Here is a 257-nt window from a genome sequence, read left to right as displayed (position 1 = left end):
GTGCCGCCATTTTTCACGGGCGGCCCGGCCCTGGCAGACCTTTTCCCACAGCCTTCTGCCCCCAAAGACTACCTCTGGTATTGTCCCCTTCTCCTGGTAAGCCTTCAGTTTAGCCAGCCTTTTTGCCAGTGAAACCACCCGATGGTTTCGCCCCTTGACTGCCAGGCGGAGCTTTTCAATAACTTCTGAAGCAGCCCCCTTTTCCTCTGCCTTCGCCAGTTTCTTCATAGCCAGGCTGAGCTTCTTCCTGGCCCGGC

Annotated in this window: 1 pseudogene; it reads right to left on the bottom strand. The window is 57.2% G+C overall.

From position 1 onward, the window contains the following. Positions 1-257: pseudogene (locus JDF658_RS14645) on the bottom strand (IS200/IS605 family accessory protein TnpB-related protein); the annotation flags it as partial.

Source organism: Carboxydocella sp. JDF658, assembly GCF_002049395.1.
Taxonomy (GTDB): Bacteria; Bacillota.
This window is presented reverse-complemented; position numbering and strand designations above follow the sequence as displayed.